The organism is Streptodolium elevatio (genome assembly GCF_053592165.1).
This window is the reverse complement of sequence record NZ_JBSFVE010000009.1, coordinates 246,371-266,512: the sequence shown is the minus strand read 5'-3', so window position 1 is coordinate 266,512 and position 20,142 is coordinate 246,371. Positions and strand designations below refer to the sequence as shown.

The 20,142-nt window shown below is 72.7% G+C and carries 20 protein-coding genes; 10 read left to right on the top strand and 10 right to left on the bottom strand.

Annotation, left to right across the window (positions count from 1 at the left end):
- Positions 1–22 precede the first annotated feature (22 nt).
- The 3 genes from ACWD12_RS19020 (at position 23) to ACWD12_RS19010 (ending at position 3,576) form a co-directional block, all read left to right on the top strand.
- On the top strand, positions 23–1,327 hold the full coding sequence (locus tag ACWD12_RS19020) for an AAA family ATPase (protein ID WP_450100484.1): 1,305 nt from the start codon (positions 23–25) through the stop codon (positions 1,325–1,327).
- Positions 1,324–2,634 carry a vWA domain-containing protein gene (locus ACWD12_RS19015; protein WP_450100483.1) on the top strand — a complete coding sequence of 437 codons (1,311 nt, stop codon included), beginning with the start codon at positions 1,324–1,326 and terminating at the stop codon, positions 2,632–2,634. Before ACWD12_RS19020 ends, ACWD12_RS19015 begins: the two co-directional genes overlap by 4 nt.
- Positions 2,635–2,724: 90 nt before the next feature.
- On the top strand, positions 2,725–3,576 hold the full coding sequence (locus ACWD12_RS19010) for a Mut7-C RNAse domain-containing protein (protein ID WP_450100482.1): 852 nt from the start codon (positions 2,725–2,727) through the stop codon (positions 3,574–3,576).
- Between the two features lie 21 nt (positions 3,577–3,597).
- On the opposite strand, the gene ACWD12_RS19005 is transcribed toward ACWD12_RS19010, so the two are convergent.
- Both ACWD12_RS19005 and ACWD12_RS19000 read right to left on the bottom strand, forming a co-directional pair.
- Positions 3,598–4,104: an Ntn hydrolase family protein gene (locus tag ACWD12_RS19005; RefSeq protein ID WP_358353366.1), complete on the bottom strand. Its 507-nt coding sequence runs from the start codon at positions 4,102–4,104 to the stop codon at positions 3,598–3,600.
- A gap of 163 nt (positions 4,105–4,267) precedes the next feature.
- Complete coding sequence (locus tag ACWD12_RS19000; protein ID WP_450100481.1) at positions 4,268–4,696, bottom strand: PepSY domain-containing protein; 429 nt, start codon at positions 4,694–4,696, stop codon at positions 4,268–4,270.
- 198 nt (positions 4,697–4,894) lie between these two features.
- Here ACWD12_RS19000 and ACWD12_RS18995 point away from each other — a divergent pair, with 198 nt between their 5' ends.
- From ACWD12_RS18995 to ACWD12_RS18980, 4 genes are all read left to right on the top strand, one after another.
- Entirely contained in the window at positions 4,895–5,590 is a 696-nt protein-coding gene (locus ACWD12_RS18995; protein WP_450100480.1) for a response regulator transcription factor, read from the top strand.
- Between the two features lies 1 nt (position 5,591).
- Positions 5,592–7,163: a sensor histidine kinase gene (locus ACWD12_RS18990; RefSeq protein WP_450100479.1), complete on the top strand. Its 1,572-nt coding sequence runs from the start codon at positions 5,592–5,594 to the stop codon at positions 7,161–7,163.
- Between the two features lie 146 nt (positions 7,164–7,309).
- Entirely contained in the window at positions 7,310–8,428 is a 1,119-nt protein-coding gene (locus tag ACWD12_RS18985; RefSeq protein WP_450100478.1) for an NUDIX domain-containing protein, read from the top strand.
- Positions 8,429–8,621: 193 nt separating this feature from the next.
- The gene (locus tag ACWD12_RS18980; RefSeq protein WP_450100477.1) at positions 8,622–8,858 is read left to right on the top strand and encodes a DUF5302 domain-containing protein; all 237 of its coding nucleotides are present in this window, start codon (positions 8,622–8,624) and stop codon (positions 8,856–8,858) included.
- A 187-nt stretch (positions 8,859–9,045) separates the two neighbouring features.
- Here the strand turns inward: ACWD12_RS18980 and ACWD12_RS18975 are convergent, their stop codons facing one another.
- Entirely contained in the window at positions 9,046–9,360 is a 315-nt protein-coding gene (locus ACWD12_RS18975) for an MTH1187 family thiamine-binding protein (protein WP_358353378.1), read from the bottom strand.
- Between the two features lie 116 nt (positions 9,361–9,476).
- Positions 9,477–9,899 carry a hypothetical protein gene (locus tag ACWD12_RS18970; RefSeq protein WP_450100476.1) on the bottom strand — a complete coding sequence of 141 codons (423 nt, stop codon included), beginning with the start codon at positions 9,897–9,899 and terminating at the stop codon, positions 9,477–9,479.
- 55 nt (positions 9,900–9,954) lie between these two features.
- On the opposite strand from ACWD12_RS18970, the gene ACWD12_RS18965 reads away from it, so the two are divergent.
- A complete protein-coding gene (locus ACWD12_RS18965) occupies positions 9,955–11,307 on the top strand; it encodes a TIGR04013 family B12-binding domain/radical SAM domain-containing protein (protein WP_450100475.1) in 1,353 nt (450 codons plus the stop codon).
- A gap of 62 nt (positions 11,308–11,369) precedes the next feature.
- Here the strand turns inward: ACWD12_RS18965 and ACWD12_RS18960 are convergent, their stop codons facing one another.
- Complete coding sequence (locus ACWD12_RS18960) at positions 11,370–11,915, bottom strand: hypothetical protein (RefSeq protein ID WP_450100474.1); 546 nt, start codon at positions 11,913–11,915, stop codon at positions 11,370–11,372.
- Positions 11,916–12,213: 298 nt separating this feature from the next.
- Between ACWD12_RS18960 and ACWD12_RS18955 the strand changes: the two genes are divergently transcribed.
- Entirely contained in the window at positions 12,214–13,299 is a 1,086-nt protein-coding gene (locus ACWD12_RS18955) for a CHRD domain-containing protein (RefSeq protein WP_450100473.1), read from the top strand.
- A gap of 31 nt (positions 13,300–13,330) precedes the next feature.
- Here ACWD12_RS18955 and ACWD12_RS18950 read toward each other — a convergent pair whose 3' ends face one another.
- The 3 genes from ACWD12_RS18950 to ACWD12_RS18940 are packed head-to-tail and all read right to left on the bottom strand — an operon-like array spanning position 13,331 to position 16,765.
- Entirely contained in the window at positions 13,331–14,557 is a 1,227-nt protein-coding gene (locus ACWD12_RS18950; RefSeq protein ID WP_450100472.1) for a DmpA family aminopeptidase, read from the bottom strand.
- A 56-nt stretch (positions 14,558–14,613) separates the two neighbouring features.
- On the bottom strand, positions 14,614–15,573 hold the full coding sequence (locus ACWD12_RS18945) for a PucR family transcriptional regulator (RefSeq protein ID WP_450100471.1): 960 nt from the start codon (positions 15,571–15,573) through the stop codon (positions 14,614–14,616).
- Positions 15,574–15,598: 25 nt separating this feature from the next.
- The gene (locus ACWD12_RS18940) at positions 15,599–16,765 is read right to left on the bottom strand and encodes an acyl-CoA dehydrogenase family protein (RefSeq protein ID WP_358353429.1); all 1,167 of its coding nucleotides are present in this window, start codon (positions 16,763–16,765) and stop codon (positions 15,599–15,601) included.
- Positions 16,766–16,886: 121 nt separating this feature from the next.
- Here ACWD12_RS18940 and ACWD12_RS18935 point away from each other — a divergent pair, with 121 nt between their 5' ends.
- Positions 16,887–17,291, top strand: coding sequence for a glyoxalase superfamily protein (locus ACWD12_RS18935; RefSeq protein ID WP_450100470.1), 405 nt, complete (start codon positions 16,887–16,889; stop codon positions 17,289–17,291).
- 253 nt (positions 17,292–17,544) lie between these two features.
- Here the strand turns inward: ACWD12_RS18935 and ACWD12_RS18930 are convergent, their stop codons facing one another.
- Complete coding sequence (locus ACWD12_RS18930; protein WP_450100469.1) at positions 17,545–19,374, bottom strand: hypothetical protein; 1,830 nt, start codon at positions 19,372–19,374, stop codon at positions 17,545–17,547.
- A gap of 278 nt (positions 19,375–19,652) precedes the next feature.
- Positions 19,653–20,087 carry a GlcG/HbpS family heme-binding protein gene (locus ACWD12_RS18925; protein WP_450100468.1) on the bottom strand — a complete coding sequence of 145 codons (435 nt, stop codon included), beginning with the start codon at positions 20,085–20,087 and terminating at the stop codon, positions 19,653–19,655.
- Between the last annotated feature and the right edge of the window lie 55 nt (positions 20,088–20,142).

The following is a 20,142-nucleotide window of genomic DNA, read 5'->3' as shown; positions in this document are numbered from 1 at the left end:
CGAACCCCAAAGGTGATCCCACATGCTCGCATTCACGCGGCCCGCCATGCCCGAAACCGCCGCGGCGGCCGGCCCCGCGCCCGTTCCGGCGCCTGCCTCCGCTTCCGCATCCGCCTCCGACCTGGAGACCGCCGGTGAGTTGCTGGCCATGCTCCGCGACACCGCCACCGAGCCGCGGCCCAACGGCCAACTGGAGGCCCTGACCCTTGCCGTCGCCGCCGACCTGCCCGTACTGCTGTGGGGCGAGCCGGGCATCGGCAAGACCGCGGCCCTGACGCAGCTCGCCGCCACCCTGGACCTGCCCCTCACCACGGTCATCGCCAGCGTGCACGAGCCCTCCGACTTCTCGGGCCTGCCGATTGTCGGCGACGACCCGGCGCGGCAGGGCGTGCCGATGGCGCCGCCGGACTGGGCCGTACGCCTGGTCGAGGCCGGGCGCGGACTGCTGTTCCTCGACGAACTGTCCACCGCACCACCCGCGGTCCAGGCCGCCCTGCTCCGCCTCGTGCTGGAACGGCGTATCGGTGCCCTGCAACTGCCGCCCGGCGTGCGGATCGTGGCGGCCGCCAACCCCCGGTCGTCGGCCGCCGACGGCTGGGAGCTGAGCCCGCCCCTGGCGAACCGCTTCGTCCACCTGCAGTGGACCCACGAGCACGAGGTGGTCGTACGCGGCCTCGGCGGCATCTGGCCCCTCGCGACGCTGCCGCGGCTGGACCCCGCGAAGCTGCCGCAGGCGGTGGAGTTCGCGCGCCGCGCCGTCTGCGGCCTGCTGACCGCCCGCCCCACGCTCGTCCACCGGCTGCCCACCACCGAGACGCGGCGCGGCGGTCCGTGGCCGTCGCCCCGCAGTTGGGAGATGACGTTGGCGCTGATCGCGTTCGCCACGGCGGCGGACGCGTCCCGCGACGTGCTCTCCCAGCTCGTCAGGGGTACCGTCGGCGACGGTCCGGGGCTCGAACTGCTCGCCCACATCGACCGCATGGACCTGCCGGACCCCGAACTGCTGCTCGCCGACCCGGACACCGCCCCGCTGCCCGAACGCGGCGATCTGCGGCAGGTGGTGCTCGACGGGGTGGTGCAGGCGGTGCGCAACCGGCCCGACAAGTCCCGCTGGGACGCGGCGTGGGCGCTGCTGGCCCGGGCGCTGGCGACCGGCGCGCCGGACCTCGTGGTCGTTCCGGCGACCACGCTCGCGTCACTGCGCCGGGAGGACTGGGACGTCCCGGACACGATCGGGCGGCTCACCGGCGTCGTCGCGCTGTCCCGCCGCGCGGATCGGGCCGCGGAGCGTACGTCGGCCTCGGCGTCCCGGAAGGTGGGCCGATGACCACAACCCCGACGACGACCCCGGCTGCATCGGCGACGACCCCGACGGTGACGGCCGCGGAGGAGCCGCGGGCCCTGGACCGCGACAAGCTGTTCGCCGCGCGCCTGCACGCCGCCCGAGTCCGCCCCTACCTCGCGACCGCGCTGTTCGCCCTGCATCCGGTGGAATCCCGGCATGTGCCGACGATGGCGGTCGACCGGTTCTGGCGGTGTTACGTCTCACCGGCGTTCGTGGCCCGGATGCCGGTCGAGGACCTGGCCGCCGTGTGGGTGCACGAGGTGTCCCACCTACTGCGCGACCACCACGGGCGCAGCGACCGGGTCGCGCGCGAACGCGGGCTGACCGGACCCGGCGACCGGCTGCGCATGAACATCGCCGCCGACTGCGAGATCAACGACGACGTGTACGGCGACGGTCTGGTGTGGCCGGAAGGCGCCCTCCACCCACGGCACTTGGAGCTGCCCGAGGGCGAACTCATGGAGGACTACCTGCGGCAGTTCAGCCTCGGGCCGCTGACCCAGGACTTCACCTGGCTGGAATGCGGCAGCGGCGCCGACGGGCTGGAACGCCACTGGGACCTCGGGGCGGACGGTGCGTACGGTCTCAGCGAGCAGGAGCGCGACGCGGTGCGGTTCCGGGTGGCCGAGGGCATCAAGGGCCGGCCGGGGGACGCTCCGGCGGGCTGGCGCCGGTGGGCCGAGGAGGCCTTCCAACCACCGCAGCCGTGGCGGGAGTTGCTCGGGGCGGCGGTCCGCTCGGCGGCGTCCGCGGGCGGTGCGGGCGGTGCGGGCGAGGACTACACGTACGGCCGTCCGTCGCGCCGCTCGCCGGTGGTGCCGGGCGCCGTCCTGCCCAGCCTCCGGCGTATGCCGCCCCGGGTTTCGGTGGTCATCGACACCTCCGGCTCGGTCAGCGACGCCGAACTCGGCAGCGCGCTCCAGGAGGTCGCGGCCATCTCGCGGGCGGTCGGCGGGCGCCGGGACCTCGTCACCGTGCTCTCGTGCGACGCCGCGGCCCAGTCCGTGAGCCAGCTGTGCCGCGCCGAGGACATCCCACTGGTCGGCGGCGGCGGGACGGACCTGCGCACCGGCTTCGCCAAGGCGCTTCGCGGCCGCCCCCGGCCGGACGTCGTCGTGGTGCTCACGGACGGCCAGACACCGTGGCCGGAGAGCCGGCCGCCGTGCCGGACGGTCGTCGGCCTCTTCCCGCGCCCGCGATCCTCCCGGACTGCGTCCATGACCGAGAACGACCCGGACTACGTCCCCGATTCCCCGCCCGATTGGGCCCGGACCGTGGAGATCGGGTGAGCGTCGCGCGGGCGCGTGGCCGGCGCCGCACACGGGCCCTCGGGCGGAAAATTCCCGGCCTCGGGAGCGCGCCGATGCCATGCTGACGGCATGTCCGGATCTGACCCCCTCGGCGGGCCGAACGTCGCATCTGCCGCGCCCACCGTCACGCTCACCCTCGCCGACGACCTGCACCGGTTTCTGCCGCCCCGGCTCCGTGCGGGGTGTGTGACCGCGGCGGTCGCCGACGATTCGACGCTCGGCCATGTGGTCGAATCGGCGGGCGTGCCGCTGCCGGAGGTCGGGTGGCTGGTGGTGGACGGGGCGCGGGCGGACGCGGCGTACCGTCCACAGGGCGGCGAGGCGGTCGAGGTGTACGCGGTCGCCCGGCCGCAGCAAGTCCCCGGCCCCGGGCTGCGCTTCCTCCTGGACGTACACCTCGGCGCGCTGGGCCGCCGCATGCGACTGGTCGGGCTCGACACGGCCTACCACAACGACTGCGACGACCCGGTGCTGGTCGAACAGGCCAACGCCGAGCGCCGCGTGCTGCTGACGCAGGACCGCGGCCTGCTGCGCCGCCGCAATCTGTGGTTCGGGGCGTATGTGCGCGGCACCCGGCCGGACGCCCAACTCGACGACCTGCTGCGCCGGTTCGCCCCGGACCTGGCGCCGTGGACGCGCTGCACGTCCTGCAACGGCCCGCTGGCCGCGGTCACCAAGGAGTCGGTCGTCGACGACGTGGAGCCGCGTACGCTCGCGTCCTTCGACAGGTTCGCGCGCTGCACGGCGTGCCGTCGCGTCTACTGGCACGGCTCGCACGGCGGACGGCTGGACGAGATCGTCGACACGGCGCTGCGAACCGTCGCGGACACCGCGGAGGCCGCTGGGGCCGCAGAGCCCGCTGAGGCTGCGCGGGCCGCGGACACTGCGCAGGCCCCGGGTGCGCCCGGCACCGCGGGCTGAACCGCCGTACGCAGCCCGGCGTCAGGCGCCTTCGGCGGTCTGGCGCGTGATGCTGAACTCGGTGACGGGCGGCGCGCAGAAGATGGTGAGGTCGCATGCGACCTGGACCGCCTCTTGCGGCGAATGGCCCAGGTGCAGCGCGGCGCGTGCGTACTCCCAGCCGGAGCCGATGGCGGCGAAGTCGGCATAGGTGACGTCGAAGTCGGAGTCGATCTCGAACAACTTGCCGTCGAATCCGAAAAGGAACGACGAGTGCGCCTCGAAGCCGCTCATCTTCCGCTTCGCCCACTCGATGTACTCGGCGTAGAACTCCAGGACGTCGCGCTCGTCCGCGGAGGCCGGCATGTGGGTGTCGAGGAAGAGGCGCATGAGGTTGACGTCCCGCAGGTGGCCCGAGCCGCCGAAGACCAGGTTCTCGCCGATTTTGTAGAGCTTCGTGCCCTCGGTCTTCGCCTGGCCCCAAGTCACCTGCGAGTCCGCGGCGATGACGATGCGGTCTTCGAGGATCTTGCCTGCTATGACGGTCACGCACGCAGAATGGCAGATTCCGGAGGCGAGCGCCGCAGCGAACGGCCTTTTGCGGCTGATCAGTTGGTTTGCGCGGCGGGAGCGGAAGCCGGGCCCCGCCCCCGCCGCGCAGCCGGTCGCCTGTCCCGGCGTACGCGGCCGGGTGTGCGCGCCGGGCGACGGCTCAGTCGTCGTCGGGGCCGTCGTCGTCGGGGCCGTCGTCGTCAGGGCCGTCGTCCGGGCCGTCGTCCGGGCCGTCGTCGTCGTGGTCGTCGTCGGTGGCGCCGTCAGGGCCGTCGTCCTGGTCGTCCGGTGCGACCACCAGGACCTTGAAGCCCGCGTCGAGGCGTACCTCGGCCCGGGTCCCGTCGGTCCGGGTGACGTCGACCTCCCACACCGCGCCGTCGTCCTCGCGGTCGTCCTCGCGCTCGACCTCGCCCGCGACGCTTCCCGCCCCGGCGGCCTGCACGGCGGCGGCCCGTGCGGCGTCCGCGTCCGCGGCCGCCACCGGCTTGTCGTCGTCCTCGGACGCGGACGCGACCGCAAACGTCCCGGCGGTCGCCCCTCCGGCCAACGCGAGTGCCGCGGCGCCGATCACCAGCTTCCTGCGCATGTCGTCCTGCCTCCTCACGGATTCCGCGGCCACCCTTCCGGCACCCACGGCTGCCGCCATCGTGCGACGGCGATCCTGAAGGCCCGCTGAACGCCGCCGCCCGGGTTCACCCGTACGGCCGAGTCCCACCAAGTCGCCGCCACGCGGCGGCGGCCCGCATTCAGCTCCCGTTCAGGTGCGGCGTGACACCGTTGGGGTGTGCGCATCCTGGTGGTCGAAGACGACACGGACCTGGCCCTGGCCCTCAAACGCGGTCTCGAACACGAGGGCTTCGCCGTCGACGTCGCATCCGACGGGACGGACGGGCTGTGGCTGGCGACGGAGAACCCGTACGACGCCCTGGTCCTCGACATCATGCTCCCCGGGCTGGACGGCGGCACCCTGTGCGCACGCCTGCGCGCCGCCGACAACTGGGTGCCCGTCCTGATGCTCACCGCGAAGGACGGCGAACTCGACGAGGCCCGCGCACTCGACGCGGGCGCCGACGACTACCTGTCCAAGCCCTTCTCGTACGTCGTGCTCGTGGCCCGGCTGCGCGCCCTGCTGCGCCGCGGCCGCCGCACGCGCCCGCTCGTCCTCCAGGTCGGCGACCTGACCCTAGACCCCGCCGCGCACCGTGTCGCGCGCGGCGACCGGCCGATCGACCTGACACCGCGCCAGTTCGCGCTGCTGGAGCTGCTGATGACGCGGGCGGGCGAGGTGCTGTCCAAGGCGACGATCCTCGACGGCGTGTGGGACTTCGCGTACGACGGCGATCCGAACATCGTGGAGGTCTACGTACGCCAGCTCCGGCTGCGCATCGACGCCCCTTTCGGCCGCAACTCGCTGCGCACCGTGCGCGGCGTCGGCTACCGGCTCGACGACGACTCCCCCGCCACCGACGGCGGGAGCTGACATGCTGCCGCGCACCGTCCGGGGCCGGGCCACCGCCGCCGCCTCGCTTGTCGTCGCCGTGGCGCTCGCGGTGGGCGCGTTCGGCCTGCTGGCCATCCTGGAGTCGTCGTTGCGGGACGGCCTCGACCGTGCGCTCGGCGACCGCGCCCGGGACCTCGCCACCGTCGCGCCGGGCATCGCCCCCGACACCGAACTGGACACCGCCGGGGACGAGGACATCGCGCTGGTCGTGTCCGCGGACGGCCGCATCGTCGCCGCGTCGTCGGACGAATTCACCGCGGCTTCCCCGCCGTTCCCGCTCTTCCTGAGCGGCTCCGGAGAATCCGACGACTCCGCGGGCTCAACCGGCTCCGACGACTCCGGGGGTTCTCGGGACTCCGGGGACCCCGGGGACTCGGGCGAATCCGACGGCTCCCGCGACGAGGACGACCCCGATCTGCGCACCCTCCGCGGCCACGACGAGGACGGCGACGCCGAGACGTACCGCGTCGCCGCGCAGGCCGCGGGGGACGGCGGACGCACGGTCTACGTGGCGAGCAACCTGGACCGGGTCACCGAGCCGGTGGGCACCGTACGCCTGACGCTCCTCGCCGGCCTGCCACCCCTGCTGGTCGTCCTGACCCTCACCACCTGGTTCATCGTGGGCCGCTCGCTGCGCCCGGTCGAGGCCATCCGAGCCGAGGTCGCCGACATCTCCGAACACGCGCTCGACCGCCGCGTACCGGTGCCGCCGGCGAACGACGAGATCGGACGCCTCGCCCGCACGATGAACGCAATGCTCGCCCGGCTGGAACACGCCGGCGACCGGCAGCGGGCGTTCGTCGCGGACGCCTCACACGAACTCCAGACCCCGCTGGCGTCCTTCCGGGCGCAGTTGGAGGTCGCGCTCGCGCATCCGGACGCGACGGACTGGCCCGCCACCGCGCGCGGCCTGCTGGACGCCGACCTCGCGATGGAACGTCTGGTCAGGGACCTGCTGTTCCTGGCACGCGAGGACGAGGGCGGGCCACCGCCGCGTACCTCGCTGTTCGACCTGGACGACGTGGTGCTCGAGGAGGCCGCGCGGCTGCGGTCGGTGACCGCGGTACGCGTCGACACGTCGCGGGTGTCGGCGGCCCCCGTACGCGGTTCGCGCGACGACCTGACGCGTGTGGTCCGCAACTTGCTCGACAACGCCGAGCGGCATGCCGATGGCGTCGTGACGGTGTCGCTGACCGCCGATGCCCGGACGGTGACCCTGGTCGTGGAGGACGACGGACCGGGCGTGCCACCGGAGTTCCGCCCGTACCTGTTCGAGCGGTTCACCCGCGCCGACAGCGCCCGGTCCCGGGCCAGGGACGGTTCGGCGGGAGTTTCCGGCGGCGGAAGTGCCGAGCCGGGCAGCGGCCGACCTTCGGGCACGGGCCGACCTTCTGGTGCGCGGCCGGCCGCGCGTTCGGGCGGCACCGGTCTCGGGCTGGCGATCGTCCGGACCATCACGGAACGGCACGGCGGCACGGTCGAGGCCGGCGACCGGCCGGACGGCGCCCGCGGCGCCCGGTTCACGGTACGGCTCCCCGCACCCTCGATCTGACCGCAGCCGCCCGCGTGGTGTGCCGGCCTCGGCAACGCCCGGCGGACCCCCGGCAACGCCGGGAACACCTTCGGCGGTCGAGCCCGGCAGACTGGTGGGCACACGGCCCGGCGACCGAGCGGGGGCCTGAACGACGGGGGTGGCCGATGGCCGGCGGCAATGCGCGGTTCCTGGGGGCGACCGACGTCCACGTCCTGATAGTCGACGACGGCCGCGTCCTGCTGCTGCGCCGCGGACCGGACGCCGAGTACGGACCGGGCCTGTGGACGCTCCCCTCCGGCCACGTCGAGGACGGCGAGGACGTCGTCACGGCGGCCGTACGCGAGACGCACGAGGAGACCGGGGTGGCGCTGACCCCCGAACTCCTGCGCTGCGAACTGGTGATGCAGCACCGCGGCCCGCGTGCCACGGCCAAGGCCCGCACCGGCTGGTTCTTCCGCGCCGTCGGGCTGACCCGGGCCACCGGCCGCCCGTACAACGCCGAGCCGCACAAGCACAGCGAGCTGATGTGGGCCGACCTCGACGACCTCGACTCGGTGCCGGGCGGCATGGTCGCGTACGTGCGCGCGGGGCTGGACGCGATCGCCGAAGGCCGCCCGTACGCGTTGCACTTCCAGGAGCCGGGCACCGCCGTCGCGCACGTCCCCGGCACGTCCGCGCTGGTCCCGTTGGCCGCCGCCGACCACCACAACGTGCCGCTGCGCCGCGCGCTCGGCGTGCGGGAGTGGCTGCGGATCGGCGGTCCGTGGACCTGGCACGCGGACGAGCCGGTGCCGGACGGGCTGCCGGTCGGCCAGTCGTGGGGCTGGCTGTTCGCCCCCGACGGGCGCGCGCTGGTGCTCGCGGCACCCGACGGCGGCCTCAACATGCCGGGCGGCACCGTCGAGCCCGAGGACGCCGACGCGCTCGCGACGCTGCGGCGGGAGGCGTACGAGGAAGCCGGCGCGGTCCTGGCGGACTCCGTGCACGTCGGCTACCTGCACGACCACCAGGGACTGATGTACCGGGGCGTGCCCAGTGCCCGCGTGCGCATCGCCGCCCGCCTGGCGTCGCTCGGCCCGGCCGGGGTCGATCCCGCGACCGGGGTCACGTGGCGGCGCCTGCTCGCGCCGCCACGGATGATCGCCGCGCTGCTCGGCGGCGGGCAGGAGTCGCTCGCGGAGGCGCTGGCGGCGCAACGCACCGCGCACGAACGGCTGGGCGTTCCCCTCTGCGACGCCTGGACAGTCGAGGAAGTCTCCAAGGAGGGCACCGACTTCGAGTAGAGGCAGAGGGTTGGCCACGTTTCGACCCGCCGGCGAATCCTCCCTCGCGCGTACGGCAGACAGAGCAAGGTCCGACCGTCCGCGGAGCGCGGCGAAGCGGCGGGTTGCGAGCCGGATCGCGCGGTCCGTGGTTGGCTGGGGGCGTTCGGCAGTACCGGTGCCCGGTGGGCGCCGTACCGGCAAGGAGGGCTCCATGGCTGACGACAAGACTGACGCGAAGACCGAAGAGCAGAGCGCGGACACCCCCGCCGAGGCGGCGGGCGGCGCGAACGACGACGTCAAGCGCAAGTTCCGCGAGGCACTGGACCGCAAGCGCGGGGTGAAGACGGACTCGGTCGACGTCGGTCCCGACGACCACCCCAAGGTGCACGGCGGCGCCCACGGCCCGGCCGCGCAGCAGCGCACCTTCCAGCGCAAGAGCGGCGGCTGACCGCCGGGTAGACCGCCCGGAGTACGGGGGCGGGACCGGGCTTGGAACCCGGTCCCGCCCCGTACTCACGCCACGGGCGGCCAGGTCTTCGACGACCGGGCCCTCGACAACCAGGCCCTCGACGACCGGGCTTTCGACGACCGGGTTCAGGAAGGTCGGGCCTTGGCCGGATTCAGGCCGCAGGCGACTATGCCGTCGGGCCGTCCGGGTGCGCCGCGAGGTAGCGCTCGACGGTCTCGACCTTCTTCGTCAGCCCGTCGGTCACGCCGTCGCGGATGTCGGCCTTGAGCGTCATGCTGACCCGCCCGCTGCGCGCGCGGACCGCGTCGACGGCGTCCTTCACGACCGCCATGACCTCGTCCCACTCGCCCTCGACGCTCGTGAACATCGCATCGGTACGATTCGGCAACCCGCTCGCGCGGACCACCCGCACGGCTTCGGCGACGGCCTCACCGACGTCCTCACCGATGCCCAGCGGAGTAACGGAAAACGCGACGATCACGGACAAACCTCCTGACGCGACGGTTGTCCCGCCACCCTAACGAGGTGCCGCCGCCGCGTCCGCCTCACAACGCCGCGCCACGAAGCCGCGCCACGAAGCCGCGGCACCATGTCGCGTCACAGCCGGAGGCGACGCCAGTTGTGGGCGCCCTTCCAACCTTCCTCGCCGCGCGCCCAGCCCACGAAGACCGCGAGCACGTCCGCGGTCGACTCGACGTCGGCCTGGAAGTGCGTCTTGGCCGAACCCTCGCGGTACTCGACGACGTACGGCTCCCCCTCGTCGCGCCGCGTCTGCACGTAGTACTGCTCGTCGTCCGGGATCCGCTCGACGACCAGGAACGTGTCGCCCTCCGCCCCGATCCGGTCGAGGAGCCGGTACAGCCCCGGGACGCTCGGCCAGTCGACCGTGGTCCCGTCCTCGCTGCGCACCGAGACCGCCAGCAGTTCGCGCCCCTGGTCCGGCAGCTCCGCACCGCGCACGTCGTCCCGCACTTCCGCCTCCTCGATGTCTTCCCGGCCGTCCCCCGCAGGTGCGGTCATGCCCGCATCCTGGCACTCGCCGGGGACACCGGTCCCGGGCCGGTACCGTGACGGCATGCCCGCGTACGACCTTCCCCCGCTCCACCTGCCCGCCCAGACCCGGCGTCCGCCCGACGTCGCCGTGGTGGTGCGCTACCGCAAGGCCGTGACGTACGGCATGCACGCGCTGCTGGGCGCGCTGGAGGCGAACCCGCCCGAGGTGGCGCACGAGGTGTGGCTCGGCCGCACAGCCGCGGAGACCGCCGAACTGGTCCGCACGGCCCTCGACGCCGGCGCCACCCGCGTCCTGGTTCCGTGGTCGTTCTACTCCCCCGACGCCGAGGCGATGGCCGCCGAACTCGCCGAAGTCCGCACCGCGGTCGACGATCCGCGCGTCGTGCACGTGGCAGGCGGCGTGCATGCGACCGCCGAACCGCAGCAGATCCTCGACGCCGGCTGGGACCTCGCCGCCATCGGCGAGGGCGAGGCCACCTTCGTGTCCCTGGTCGCCGCACTCGGCCGCGGCGAACCCCTCACCGGCGTCCCCGGCCTCGCCCTGCGCGACACCGACGGCACCGCGCTGCGCACCGGAACCTCCGTACGCGGCGCGCTCGACGACACCCCCTCCTTCGCCCTCGGCCTGCACCGCTTCGGCCCCATCGAGATCACCCGGGGCTGCATCTACAGCTGCCGCTTCTGCCAGACGCCGTTCGCGTTCAGTGCGCGCTTCCGGCACCGGAGCGTGGAGAACGTGCGGTGGCACGTGCGCGAGATGTCGGAGCGCGGGCTCAAGGACGTGCGGTTCATCACGCCGACGTGCCTGTCGTACGGGACGCAGGACGAGACGCCTGACCTGGACGCCGTCGAGGAGTTGTTGGCCGGGTGCCGGGAGGAGATGCTGCCGCACGGGCGGTTGTTCTTCGGGTCGTTCCCGTCCGAGATCCGGCCCGAGCACGTGACCGTCGAGGCGATGCGGCTGCTGAAGCGGTACGTCTCCAACGACAACATCATCATCGGCGCGCAGTCCGGTTCGGACCGGATCCTGGCCGCCGCGAAGCGCGGGCACGGCGTGCAGCCGGTGCGCGACGCGGTGCGGATCGCGGTGCAGGAGGGGTTCCGGCCCAACGTCGACTTCATCTTCGGGATGCCGGGCGAGCGGGAGGCGGACGCCGACGCGTCGTTGGCGCTCGCCGACGAGTTGACCGGCCTGGGCGCGCGCATCCACGCGCACACGTTCATGCCGCTGCCCGGGACGCCGTGGCGGGACGCCGAACCGGCGGTGGTGGCGCCGGCCACCATCCGCCGCTTCGACGAACTGGCCGCGCGCGGCGACCTGTACGGGCACTGGCAGCGCCAGGCCGAGCACGCCAGGCGGCTGGCGGAGACGGCGAAGGCGTACCCGCGTCGCGAACGCCGCCGCCGCGTCTGACCGGTCGGGTGGGCCCGCGACGGCGGGCCGGGTCCTGACTGGGTCCGGGCCGGAACGGCAGGCTAGAACGGCAGCGGTACGAAGCACTGCGAGACGACCGAGTCGACGGGCGCGACCGGCCACAGCGTCAGGCTGCCGTGCGGCGGGATCCACGTCGCGGCCCCGTCGGCGGTCGTGACCCACACGATGGCGTTGGTGCGGTTCTCGACGGACGAGGTGATGTACGGGGACCTGAAGTACTCGCTGCCGCACTCCGGGATGAGGTAGGGCTCGGGTGCGGCGATGCCGCCCGGGAAGAGGCAGACGTACCCTTCCGGGCACAGGCCCGACTTCTGTACGCGGCCGTCCGCGGGTGCGCCCTCTCTCGAGGCCGCCGCCGCGCTGCCGGGGCCGGCGACGAGGGCGGCCGCGGCGAGGGCAAATGCCGCGAGGGCGCCGCTGATCCGGCGTACCGCAGTGCGTGCGCGGGCGGTGGTCGTCCGTGCGGCGTCGGCGCGGGTCGCGCGCAGACGCATGGCGGTCGTCCGGGTGCCGATGGTCTCGTTGGCGGTCGTCCGGTTGACGGTCGTCCCGTTGGCGGTCAATTCGGCGGTGGTCGCGGTACGCATGGCTGCCTCCAGCAGTCTTCCGAGGGCCGTTCCGGGCATGCCGGGGAGAACTCCGGGCTCCCACACGGCCCTTCACCCTCGACCCCATCGGTTCGCTTCCGCGCGCCGCAATCGCGTCCACCCGTACGGCCCAGTGCGTCCACCCGAACGGCTGTGCCGTGCGCGGACGCTGGGTGGGAGGCCCCGGCAGGTGCCCGAAAAAAGTTATCGCCCGTTTGAACCCGGCGACGGGGCGGCCCCGTACTGAGGCGCGACAAGACATCGAGTCAATCTGGCAACTCCGCCATGGGGGTCCACCATGTCCGTTCGCAGGTTCACGCTGCCCGCAGCCATGCTCACCGCGGTCCTTATGACCGGTTTGACGGCTTGTGGGGCGTCGGACGACGACGCGAAGTCCACCACGCCGCCCGCCAACGCGCCTCAGAACGCCCCTGCGGGTGCGGGCGACGCGCCGGCCACGACGTCGCCGGACGCCGGGCACGGTTCGGGCCATGATCCGGGCACCTCCGGACAACCCCCGGCGCCGGCCGACCAGGCCAAGGACACCGGTGCGGCGGAACCCGCCGACGGCGACGCGGCGTTCTTCGTCGCGAACCTCACCGGTGCCGAGGAAGTCCCCGGCACCGACGGCAAGGCGGTCGGCGACCAGGACGGCAAGGCCACCGCGTACGTGCGCATCCAGGGCAACCAGATGGCGTTCTCCGTCAAGTGGGAGAAGATCGCCGCGCCTTCGGCCGCACACATCCACCAGGGCGTCAAGGGCGCGAACGGCGCCGTCGTGGTCCCGTTCTTCGCGTCGCCGCTGCCCGACGGCGCCACCGCCACCACCGGCAGTGTCGCGGTCGCCGACCCGGGCCTGCTCGACCGCATCCGGAACAACCCCGGCAACTGGTACTTCAACCTGCACACCGGCGAGTTCCCCGGCGGCGCGGTGCGCGGCCAACTCACCAAACTGGACAACCCCGTCGACATGAACGCCGTGCTGAAGACCGGCAAGCCCGAGGGCACGCTCACGGTGAACGCGAACGGCGCGCAGGAGGTCCCGAACAAGGACAACAAGGCGATCAACGACCAAGACGGCCGGGCCGTGACCGCCATTCGCCCATGGGGCAACTGCGTTGACTACGCCTTTAGTTGGAAGGGCGTCGCGCCTCCCACCCTGGGCCACGTGCACAAGGCGCCGACGGGCCGGAACGGGGACGTCGTCGCGCCGTTGTGGGCGGCCGACAAGGGGCTCCCGCAGTCCATCACCGGCCTGTCCGGCACCGTCGAGGGCATCAAGCCCGAGATCGTCGCGGAGATGACGGCGAACCCGGCGGGCTTCTACACCAACGTGCACACCGCCGAGTTCCCCGGCGGCGCGGTCCGCGGCCAGCTCGGCTGACACCCGTCCCCCGCTGGTCATCGGGCACGAACTACCCCGGGCACTCCGAAAGGAGCGCCCGCAGACGGTCGATCGGCAGGGCCGGGCTCCGATGCCCGTCCCTGCCGACAGTCGTGTCCGCGGCGACCAGGGCGTTGACAACCGCTTCCTCGACGGACTCGACGACCGCCTCGTAGAACGGGTCCATACGCCCCCACGGGACGAACCGCAGGGTGTCGAACTCGTCGTCCCCGAGCTCCCCTTCGGGGAACGAACTGGCCAGCGCGCCGGCGTTCGCCGTCGAGAACGCCAGAAAGATGTCGCCCGAGAAGTGCGAACCGCTGGTGCCGGTACGTGCCAGCCCGAGCGGCACGCGCCGCGCCAGCGCCTTGCACTGGCCGGGCAGCAGCGGTGCGTCCGTCGCCACGACCACGATCACCGAGCCGGCCCCTGGGGGCGCGAACCAGTCCGTCGTCTCCATCGGGTTGTCGTCGGCCAGTTCACGTCCGACCGGCACCCCGGCGACGACGAGTTCCCGGCGCGCGCCGAAGTTGGCCTGGACGAAGGCCCCGACCGTGAAGGTGTCCCGACCGTAGCCGACCTGTCGCGACGCGGTCCCCGAACCACCTTTGAATCCGTAGCAGTTCATGCCGGTGCCGCCGCCGACGCAGCCCTCGGCGACCGGCCCGGGGCGGGCGGCGTCCAGCGCCGCGACCGTGTGCGCGGGGCGTACGTGGTCGCCGTTGATGTCGTTGAGGTACCCGTCCCACGTCTCGGCGGCGACCGGAAGCAGCCATGCCCGGGCCTGCTCCGGCCGTTCGCGTACGATCCAGTCGATCGTGCCCCGGTGTGCGGCGCCGATCGCGTGGGTGTTGGTGATGGTGACCGGGGTGCCCAGCGATCCGGTCTCCTCCAGCCACGACAGCCCGGTCATCTCGCCGTTGCCGTTGAGCGCGTGTACCCCTGCCGCTACCGGGCGGCCGTCGGCTCGCCCGCGCGGGTGGATCGCGGTGACGCCGGTACGCACCGGCCCCTCGCCGACAGCCAGGGCTCCGCTGCCGTGGACGAGCGTGACGTAGCCGACCTCAACGCCCGGGACGTCGGTGACGGCGTTGCAGGGTCCGGGTGTTCCCGTGAAGGGGATGCCGAGACCGCGCGCCCGGGGACGACCTGAGGCGGCGAACGAACGGGAGTCGTGCGCGGCTCTGTCGTGCGGGCCCGAGGTGCCCCCAGTGCCCGTATTGCCCGCAGCGCCGGTAGTGCCAGTGGTGCCGGTCATGCCTGAGGTGTTCTCCTGCCGGATTCGTCAGCCGAGTTCGTCAGCCGTGTCCGCCCTCAGCGCGTTTCCGCGATCCGGTAGGCGTCCAGTGCCAGGGACAACTCCACCACGGACACCGGGTCGCCGAGCAGGCGGCCCGTCAGCTGCTCGTAGCGCCGCAGCCGGTTGAGCACCGTATTCGGGTGGTAGAAGAGGCGGTTCCCGGCACGCCGCGTCGAACCGCCCGACTCCAGCCAGGCCCGCAACGTGCTCAGCAGCGAGTCGCGGTCGGCGCACGGCAGTTCGAGGACCGGCCCGAGGGCGCGGGAGATCAGCAGCCGGGCCAGGTCCGGGCTGTCGGCGACGACGGCCGCGGGCAGGCGTTCCTCCAGTACCGCGACCGGCGCGTCCGGGTTGGCCCGCAGCGCGCGTTCGGCCAGTACCCGTCCCCGCGCCAGCTTCGCGGGGCCGTCGACCGCCGGACTGACGCCGACGCGCAGTCCCGGCGGCGGGTCGAGCGCCTTGACCAGGTCCGTGAGTTCGGCGTCGCCGAGGTGCACGATCGCGTGCGCCCGGACGACCGGCCCCGCGTACCGCTGGCCGGGCGGTGGCGGTGGTGGCGGCGGTGCCGCGCACCACACCGTGCGCATCCCGGAGCCCACCTGGAGGCCCCCCGGGGCGCCGGCCGGGCCGGAGGTGGCGCCCAGGGCGCCCGGAGCGCCGGCTCCGCCCGCCGACCGGGCGGCGTCCCGGGACGCCAAGTGCCCCTGGGGGCCGCCGTCGTCGACCACGCTGGTGAGCGCCAGCACGGCGTACGGCCCGTGCTCGGGCAGCCCGAGCAGCACCGCCGCCATCTCGGCGCCGACCGGTCCGACCGGCCCGACCGGACCGGGATCGCGGGTGTTCGCGGCGCCGACCGCCGCGCCACGGCCCCCGTCGTGCGGGCCGTCTCCCGGGACGCCGCCGAGCAGCGCCCCGACCAGGTCGTCCGAACTCACCGGGGCGTTGCCCACCCCGACCGAGGACACGGGTGCCATAGCGTCATCCCTCGCCGTCGAGTCGTCAGACCTGGCCGAGCCTGGTGTAGCCGCGGAGCAGGTCACGGGAGATGATCAGGCGCAGCATCTCGTCGGTGCCCTCGAAGATCCGGTACAGGCGGACCTGGCGGTACGCGCGCTCCAGCGGGAGTTCGCGCGTGTAGCCCATGCCGCCGTGGATCTGCAGTGCGCGGTCGACGACGCGGTTGACCATGCCGGCGCCGTACAGCTTGGCCATCGAGGAGCTGTGCCGCGGTTCGAGGCCCTGGTCGATGGCCCAGGCGGCGCGCAGCACGAGCAGCCGGGCGGCCTCGAGTTCGACCTCGGAGTCGGCGATCATCCACTGGATCGCCTGGTTCTCACCGATCGGCCGGCCGAACGTCTCGCGCGTGTTGGCGTGGTCGACCGCCATCTGGAGTACGCGCTCGGCGATGCCGATGCCGTTGGAGGGGATGACGTAGCGGCCCTTGCCGATCCACTTCATGCCCAGGGCGAAGCCCTGCCCCACCTCGCCGAGGACGTTGCGGGCCGGGACGCGGACGTCCTCGAACACCAGGGAGGCCGGGCCGCCTTCGCCCATGGTCTGGATGAACTCGGACTTCCAGCCCATCTCGCGGTCGACCAGGAACGCGGTGGTGCCGCCCCCGCGTACGCCCTTGTCCTTGTCGGTCACCCCGACCACGATCGCGAAGTCGGCGTCGTTGCCGTTGGTGATGAAGGTCTTCTCGCCGTTGAGCACCCACTCGTCGCCGACCTGGCGGGCCGACAGCTTGATGTTCGCGGCGTCGGAGCCCGCGCCCGGCTCGGTGATCGCGAAGCACGAGATGCGGTCCCCGGCGATCGTCGGGAGCAGGTACTCCTTCTTCTGGTCCTCGTCGGCGAAGTAGAGGATGTTGTCGGCCTCGCCGCCGAAGCGGAACGGCACGAAGCAGCGGCCGATCTCGGTCCAGATGAGCGACTGGGTGACGGCCGGCAGGTCCATCCCGCCGTACTCCTGCGGCGTCGACAGGCCCCAGAAGCCGAACTTCTTGGCCTTCTGCTGAAGTTCCCGCAGCTCGCCGAGTTCGAGGCCCGGTTGGTGCGCCCGTTCCCGGCGCAGCACCTCCTGCTCCAGCGGCATCACCTCCTTGGCGATGAACGCCCGGGCGGTGTCGCGTACGGCCTTTTGCTCGTCGGTGAGCGCGAAATCCATGGCTGCCCTCTGGTGCCGGCGCGGCCCCCGCGGTGCCGCGCGCCGTTTCTGGTTAGCAGTGCTAATTTAACGCAGGCTAGCTGGAGCGGCGGCGTCTGGGAAGACCCGCGATGATGGCGCCATGAGCGAGATCGACAACGGGATCGGGAACGCGATCGAGAACGAGGCCGGCAACGGGGGAAGCAACGAGATCGTCGAGGAGGCGATCCCGGTCCTCCGGGTCGCCGACGCGGAGGCGGCCGTCGCCTGGTACGCCAGACTCGGCTTCGTGAAGGAGTGGGAGCACCGGTTCGAGCCGCACTTTCCGGCCTTCGTGGAGGTGGCGCGGGGCGGCGTACGGCTGTTCCTGTCCGAGCACGAGGGGGACGCGCGTCCCGACACCCTGGTCTACCTGCGGATCAAGGACGTCGACGCGGTCGCCAAGGAGTTCGGGGCGCGCATCGAGGAGCAGCCCTGGGCGCGCGAGGTGCACCTCACGGACCCGGACGGAAACCGCCTTCGCCTCGGCACTCCGTCGTTGTTCTAGACCCATCCCAGCCTCGTCCCTGAACCGGACGCACCGGAACCCCCGTGCCGCTCTTTCCAGGCGCAGTCGACGGTCAGTAAATTACCGCCAAGTAACCCGCGAGGCACCCGAAGTTGCGTGGGAGGCACGTCGAAGGCACACCGCGGGTGACACACGCGGGCACCGGCGGCGGACGCGCGCAAGCGCCCCTCGCCTTGGGCGAGGGGCGCTTGCGTCCGTCGGCGTCGGGACGGGTCGGATCGGGTCGCAGCGTTCAGCGGTAGTCGATCGTGTTTTGGTAGACGCTCTTGAGCGCACCCGTCCAGGCCGCATTGTAACCGTCCGCCTTCCGGTGCTCCCAGAACTCGCGGAAGGTGTTGGAGCGGTGCTTGAGGAACGTCTGCCAGATGTTCCCCGGGTCGCCCTCGCCGTAGATGTCGTTGCCCTCGTTGGTGCTGTCCGAAATATCGATGAGCGCCCCGGCGATCCGCCCCTCGACGGTGTCGCCGTCGTCCCAGTCGGGAGTGCTCTTGTTCGGCGTCTCCAGGTTCATCGACGCGCCGCTCGGCCACCGGTAGTACGGGTCGTTGTAGACGCTGGCCGGCACCCACTCCGCGAAGCCCTCGACCCACGCGCAGCCGGTCGACGACTTGGCCGACACGCCGTGCGGGCTGCAGTTGGGGATGGGCGGCAGCTGGTCCTCGTACACGTCGTCCATGAGCGCGTGGGTGATCTCGTGGGCGACGGTCATGCGGGAGTCGGGCGCGGTGCCCTTGAGGAAGAGCTGATTGGTGGAACCGCGGTAGAAGTTGCCCTCCTGCGAGCCGGGCGCCCAGTTCAGGATCAGCTGGCGGCAGGTCGTGTCGAGGCTGTCCCAGCAGGTGCTGCCCGGGACCCACAGCCACACGTCGTTCGCGACGTCGAACGCCTGGAGCGCCCGCATGAGGCTCGCGTCGCTGGGCTTGGTGGTGCCGAGGTTGGCCGTGGTGCCGGTCTTGACGTTCACCACGGTCTTGGTCTTGAACACGAAGCTGTCGGTGGTGCCGGTCTTCTGCACCTTCCAGCGGGAGTTCGTGGTGAACATCTTGACGTAGACGTCCTGCCCGGCCGACGTGCCGTCGGTGTTGGCGAAGCAGACCTTGTACGTCCCCGTCGAGCCGGTCACGCCGCTGCCGAGCAGGTCGTGCGCGTTGCTCTCGTCCGAGTCCCACGCCTGCACGCTCGCGTTGACGACCGGACGGGTCTTGCCCTTGTTGTCGACGTAGACCCACTTGCCGGTCACGCACGCCTGCGGCGCGGCGGCCACGGCGCCGGGCGCGGCGGTGGCGGAGCGGGAGTCCGAGGGCGCGGTGCCGGTACGCGGCTGCACGTCGTCGCTGGTCGGCGCCGGCTTCGCCTCGTCCGGGACCTCCTGCGGCTGCCGGAACGGCGTGACCGGCTGCGGCTCGACGGCGGCGGGGGTGTCGACGGCCTCGCCCTCGGCGGGCGGCACGATGCCGAGCGCCGAGGGGCTTCCGGCGGCCCCGACCGTGAGGAAGACCGCGTCCTCCGCGGCCGAGACGCCGCGTGCCTCGTCCTTGAGTGCGCGTATTCGGATCTCGGCGGGGCCGGGCGCGGACGCGGTGACCTTGCCCTCGTAGGTCCTGGCCTCCCCCTTCTTGAACGAACCGGTCGCGTCGGCGCGGTTGATCCGGCCGCCGTTGACGGGCGTGGCGTCGTCCTGGGTCCGGGAGGCGAGTCCGGCGGGCGGCGCGGCCCAGGTCAGGCCGGCGGGGAGGTCGGCTTCGATGCGCACGCCCTTGGCGGCGTACTGCGAGGTGACGGTGAAGCGCACGGTCGCGGTCTCGCCGACGGCGGGCGTACGGTCCACGCTCGCGGCGACCGAGAAGCAGGTGCGCTCCTCGCTCTCGACCGGCGTGTTCGGGTTGGGGAGCAGGGTGCAGGGTCTGGGCCCGGCGGACTTGCCGGACGGGCTCTGCTTCGCGTACGCGGCGACGCCGGTCGCTCCACTGATGAGCACGGCGCCCGCGGTGACGAGCAGGATGCGCTTGCGGACGATCCGCCGCGGCGGCTTCTTGTGGTTGTTGCTCCCCGAGTGACCCATGATCACCCGACCCTAGCGACGGGCGAAATCACGCCACTATCCAGGGCGCGAGAGGTTGGGGCGGCGTGATCTGACCTATGAGGAGCCGGGAAGGCGACGGGACTTCCGCTATTTGTCCCGCTTTGTCCGCCAGGCGTCTTGCTCGTTCCGGTGCCTTGCCGGTCGGCGTCTTGTCGCGGTCCGGTGCCTTGTCGCGGTCCGGTACCTGGTCGCGGTCGGGTGCCTCGTCGCCGTCCGGTGTCTCGTCGGGCCGGTGCCCGGTCGCGGTCCGGCGCCCGTCAGAATGCCCCGGACGCCTCGCGGGCGAGTTCGTCCTCGTAGTCGGCGGCGTCGCCGCTCACCCCGATGCCGCCGACGGGCTTGCCGTCGCGCAGCAGCGGGTGGCCGCCACGCCCGAGGTACCAGCCGCCGATCTCCGTGAAGCTCTGTGAGAAGGCGGGGCGGTCGGTCATGAGGCCTTCCATGAAGGCGGTGGTCCGCCCGAACGACGCGGAGGTCCGGGCCTTCGCGACGGCCAGGTCCGCGCTGAAGCGCAGCGCGCCGTCCATGCGGTGGAAGGCGACCAGCGTCCCGGCCGAGTCCACGACCGCGACGCTCACGGCCCGTCCGGTCGCGGCGCATTTGGCGACGATGTCGGCCACGATCGCGCCCGCCGCGTCCGAGGAGACGTCGTACGCCGCCACCACACCCTTGCCCGTGCCGTTCTCGCTCATCCCGCCGCGCCCCTTTGACCGTCATGCGATTGATCGTCGTGCGATGCGCGGACGC